Raw genomic sequence first — 4,697 nt, 5'->3', positions numbered from 1 at the left:
CTGCGGACACAGACGCAAAAGCGTCGAAGTTAGCTCTTTTTATTATCTTTACTCTTAACCTTCCCTTAGCTGGGAAATTATACAAAACCGTTGCCCGTCATTGGAAAAAGTTCGTGTCCATTTAAAAATTAAGTTTTAATGACAATGGTCGTTTCTATTTTGCAAAAGTTCGGCGTATGAATTGAAAAACCGAAATCCTTTTTTAAAAAGTAAGAATTTTAAAATCAAGAACATCTATCTTATGAAAAAATCACTATGTTTTTTAATAGTAATTATTTTGCTAATATCTTGCAAAAACCCTAAAAATAAAGAATTAGAAACTAAGATTATTAGGTTAAAAGAATTGAATACAAAGCTTGCAGACTCAATAAATAGAATGCAATATAAAAAGCTTACTTCACTTTTATTAGTTGGTATCCCAAAAAATAAAGAATTAATTCCAGGAAAACCAAATGAATTAAATTTTATATTTCATTCAATAGAAGATTTACCTTCTTTCAATGTTAATATTTTAAATGACGAAAAAGAAAATAAAACTCTTTACAAAAACCATAAAGAATCTAATTTCACCTATAAGTTTATACCTGAAAATAAAACTGACAAGTCATTTAGATTAGAAGCAGTATTTTATCTTGATACTTTAGTCGTAAAAATACCAGCTATAATAGGAAACAAAAAATTAAATAGACAGCTAAAAAGAATTGATTCAATTAAACAAGAGGCTGAAAGAAATGGTAAAAAATCAAACGGATAAAAACAACGACGGGCAACACCGTATAATTCCAACTAAGGTTTAGTTGTGTCCTGCGGACACAGACGCAAAAGCGTCGAAGTTAGCTCTTTTTACTATCTTTACTCCTAACCTTCCCTTAGCTGGGAAATTATACAAAACCGTTACCATACATTTCGAAAAAACCTTGAGAAAGAGAAAAAAAATTAAAGAAGTTCTTGTTAAACGAACATTTTACTCAAAAAATGTTTACGATTATATTTGGAAAGATAAGGAAACAGCCAACCAAATAATTGCATCGACAAATGATGGTCGAAAAAGAGATTATAAATTTGAAAGAGCAAATAAATTTGTTGAAATTAGTTATAGATTAAAGCGATTTATCAAAAGTCAAAATTTTACCAAATTCATTTGGCTGATAATTGGAGCTGTAATTGCGATACTCGGTAAATTTATTTATGATTGGTTAAAAAATTAAAAGATTTTGAAAACACAACCGAATATTGGAAAAAGAATATTAGCAGGATTTATTGATTATCTGTTAATTTATGGATTTACATTTTTTATGGTTTTTACTCTTGGAGAACCGAATGATGATGGCGGATATTCATTAAACGGAGCACCAGCTTTAATACCAATGATTTTTTGGTTAATTATGACAGTCGGATTGGAAAGCGGATTTGGCGGAACGATTGGAAATTCGATTGTTGGTTTAAAAGCAATTCCAATGAACGGAATTAATCAAAAACTGACTTTCGGGCAATCTTTTAAACGTCATTTACTTGACCCAATTGATATGTTCTTTTTTGGATTAGTCGGAATAATTACGATAAAGAATACGGATAAAAATCAACGTGTTGGAGATTTGTGGGCAAAGACAATTGTTGTGCCAATGAAATCTCTGACCGAAAACAAGAATGAATAAACATCGTGCGGAAAAACGTATGGTAACAACGTATAATTCCAACTAAGGTTGGGTTGTGTCCTGCGGACACAGACGCAAAAGCGTCAAAGTTAGCTCTTTTTACTATCTTTACTCCTAACCTTCCCTTAGCTGGGAAATTATACAAAACCGTTGTACGCAATTTGAAAAATGAACATCAGAATTACATATTTCATAATCTTCTTAATCCTATTTGGTTGTAGCGACCATTCATATCAAATTACCCAAGACGGAATAAATAGAGACAAACCGATTCAAGACGGATTTGACTTGATTGAAATATTCGTAACGGAATTTAATGAAGAAGGAAGACCGACAAAATATACCGATGGAATATCACTCTTTTGTGGACCAACAAAAGGATTTTCTGGACATTTAGGCGAAAACGTATATAATCAAACAGAAAAAAGTTTGATTTCGAAAAATCGAATGAAAATGGACACCATAATGGCTTTGAACGGAAACTCACTTGGCGGAGAAGGACACGACAAAAGAATTATGGAATACATTGATAGTAAAAATCTTATCGACAGTATTATCAGTGAAAACTTTCCTTTTGAAGCCCAAAGAAAAATCGGATTTTTTGAAAAAAGTGAGAATTACAAATGGGTTTTCACAAAAGACGGAGTGGCTGACCTGAAATTTTACGACTATTCAAAAAATGTGTCTGACACGCTACCTATGGACTTGAAAAAGAACCAATGGTATCTTTTAAATTTTTCTAATGCTTCGAATATAATTGACAAAGTATTTTTTAGAATAAAGGAAAACGGAGAAATAGAGCAATTCGAATATTATAAAGTAATAATGGGAGTATGAAAAAACTGCGTACAACAATGTATAACTGCAATTACGGCGGATTCGACTACGTCCGAATCCACTCGGAATTGCTAACGTCTGTTCCAAACCGAAAATTAACGCATATTAACCCGTAACTGACGGTTATACGAGACCGTTGGCAACCATTTGTAAACAATTCATATAGGATGAATAAATCTAATAAAATAGTTAGAACAAAAACAACTCACGGAAATAAAAACAAACCGCTTGAAGTGTATTATGAAATTGAATTTATGACTTTTTCAAACTACATTTCTAAATTAAATCCAGATATAATTCTTACTGATTATAAATTTGAAATTTACCCCTATAAATGGTATGATTTAAGATGGATTTACGAAATCCCTGCTTATTGGTTGCTTTTACGAATTTTTAGAAATTCACCCGAAAGAATTAATAAACAAACGCACAATAAAATATCTAAAATCACACTAATAACTGAAATATTAGTTATGACAACATCAATAATTGAATTAATAAAATTATTCATAAGTTATAATTAGTTAAATATTAAATTTTAATAAAAAACGGTAGCCAACAACGTATAATTCCAACTAAGGTTTAATTGTGTCCTACGGACACAGACGCAAAAGCGTCAAAGTTAGCTCTTTTTATTATCTTTACTCCTAACCTTCCCTTAGCTGGGAAATTATACAAAACCGTTAGCATACATTTAGATTTCCAATGAAAATATACTACTATTTTAAAGTAATTTTATATCTATCAGCATTATCACTGACAACTTATGCAATTGTTAAAGAAGGAATTCGAAGCAGTCATACTCCTCCAGTTGGTTTTATTATACCTGTATTTATAATTTTCGTTGCTATCATATTTATGCTAATTGATTTATTGATTATAAAAGAGACGAAAAATTGTAATGCACATACAATGATTAGTTTTTTAGCAATTTTAATTAACTTAATTATTGCAATTGGAATTATAATTTCAATTTAAGCTTTATGTAAGGTTTATTGAATAAAAAATGACAGAAATAAACTTAAAAAAATGATTCTTTGCTGGACTTTTTGATTAATAAATAATTTGTGTGTTTTCATTTTTACTTATTCTTATGTAGAACGAACGTAATGAAAACGGAGGCTATATTATAAATAAAGGATTAACATAAATTCCTGTTTTATTTTGGGTCTTAATCACTATCTGAATTAAGTAACTTTTCAGAGCAAAACTTATAAATTAAATATTTAACTTAAAACCAATGAGCGGATACAAAAGTGATACAAATAAAAAACGTATGCTAACAACGTATAATTCCAACTAAGGTTTAGTTGTGTCCTGCGGACACAGACGCAAAAGAGTCAAAGTTAGCTCTTTTTACTATCTTTACTCTTAACCTTCCCTTAGCTGGGAAATTATACAAAACCGTTGGCAAACATTAAATGAAAGCGCAAACAAACATAATATTAACGATTTTAATTATTTTCTGTTCTTGTCAAAGAGCGAAAAATAAAGGAAAGGAATTGATTGAAAAATCAAAAAACGAAATTGCGGATGTTTCCAAAAAAACTTGGAAGAAATCAGTAAACTTTGTCTTTAATTCATTTTCATCAACTGAAAACGTAACTTTAAAAGATATATATTCTGATGAAATTATTCCAGGAATGGACGAAATGAAAAGTGTTCAAATTAACTTTCCGCCTAATTTTTATTCCTGCTATTTTAAATATAAAACAGATAAGGCAGGTATAATAAAGTTTCTATCGGAATTGAAAACCAAACAACCTGAAATATCTGACGCAGAAATTAAAAAGTCTGACGGAAATGAACTGAAAAAGAATTTAGAATTTATAGAACGTGAAATGCCTGATTTTAAAAAGGAAATTTCATTCTTTTATAATATAGAAAATATTGAGAAAATTGAATTTTATCGATGTAATAAATATCCGAATGCGAATTATTTAGCAATTGACGTTGATAAAGGAATTATATATCATCTAATAGAAAAATATTGGAATTAAAAATAACGATTTGCCAACATCGTATAATTCCAACTAAGGTTTAGTTGTGTCCTGCGGACACAGACGCAAAAGCGTCAAAGTTAGCTCTTTTTATTATCTTTACTCTTAACCTTCCCTTAGCTGGGAAATTATACAAAACCGTTGTGGGTAATGTAAAAAAAAGCGAATGAATAAAATTCTACTGTTATTATTATTATTATTATTT

6 protein-coding genes are annotated in these 4,697 nt (G+C 29.7%); all 6 read left to right on the top strand.

The window, feature by feature from the left end; translation table 11 throughout:
• Window positions 1–181 precede the first annotated feature (181 nt).
• Entirely contained in the window at window positions 182–754 is a 573-nt protein-coding gene (locus BUC03_RS14870) for a hypothetical protein (RefSeq protein WP_143159220.1), read from the top strand.
• A gap of 43 nt (window positions 755–797) precedes the next feature.
• Window positions 798–1,208, top strand: coding sequence for a hypothetical protein (locus BUC03_RS14865; protein ID WP_073153893.1), 411 nt, complete (start codon window positions 798–800; stop codon window positions 1,206–1,208).
• Between the two features lie 6 nt (window positions 1,209–1,214).
• The gene (locus BUC03_RS14860; RefSeq protein ID WP_234971645.1) at window positions 1,215–1,655 is read left to right on the top strand and encodes an RDD family protein; all 441 of its coding nucleotides are present in this window, start codon (window positions 1,215–1,217) and stop codon (window positions 1,653–1,655) included.
• Window positions 1,656–1,823: 168 nt separating this feature from the next.
• Entirely contained in the window at window positions 1,824–2,492 is a 669-nt protein-coding gene (locus BUC03_RS14855; protein WP_073153887.1) for a hypothetical protein, read from the top strand.
• A gap of 167 nt (window positions 2,493–2,659) precedes the next feature.
• Window positions 2,660–3,016, top strand: coding sequence for a hypothetical protein (locus BUC03_RS14850; protein WP_073153884.1), 357 nt, complete (start codon window positions 2,660–2,662; stop codon window positions 3,014–3,016).
• Window positions 3,017–3,913: 897 nt separating this feature from the next.
• Complete coding sequence (locus BUC03_RS14840) at window positions 3,914–4,492, top strand: hypothetical protein (protein ID WP_073153879.1); 579 nt, start codon at window positions 3,914–3,916, stop codon at window positions 4,490–4,492.
• The last annotated feature ends 205 nt before the right edge of the window (window positions 4,493–4,697 follow it).

This window comes from Mesonia phycicola, assembly GCF_900141885.1.
Taxonomy (GTDB): Bacteria; Bacteroidota; Bacteroidia; order Flavobacteriales; family Flavobacteriaceae; genus Mesonia; species Mesonia phycicola.
Note: the sequence above shows the minus strand (reverse complement) of the source record. Positions and strands in the feature narration are given on the sequence as shown.

What these genes read in the sequence shown, in the direction of transcription:
- BUC03_RS14855 (WP_073153887.1), top strand. Translation starts at nt 1,824, where the DNA reads ATGAACATCAGAATTACATATTTCATAATCTTCTTAATCCTATTTGGT.
- BUC03_RS14850 (WP_073153884.1), top strand. Translation starts at nt 2,660, where the DNA reads ATGAATAAATCTAATAAAATAGTTAGAACAAAAACAACTCACGGAAAT.
- BUC03_RS14840 (WP_073153879.1), top strand. Translation starts at nt 3,914, where the DNA reads ATGAAAGCGCAAACAAACATAATATTAACGATTTTAATTATTTTCTGT.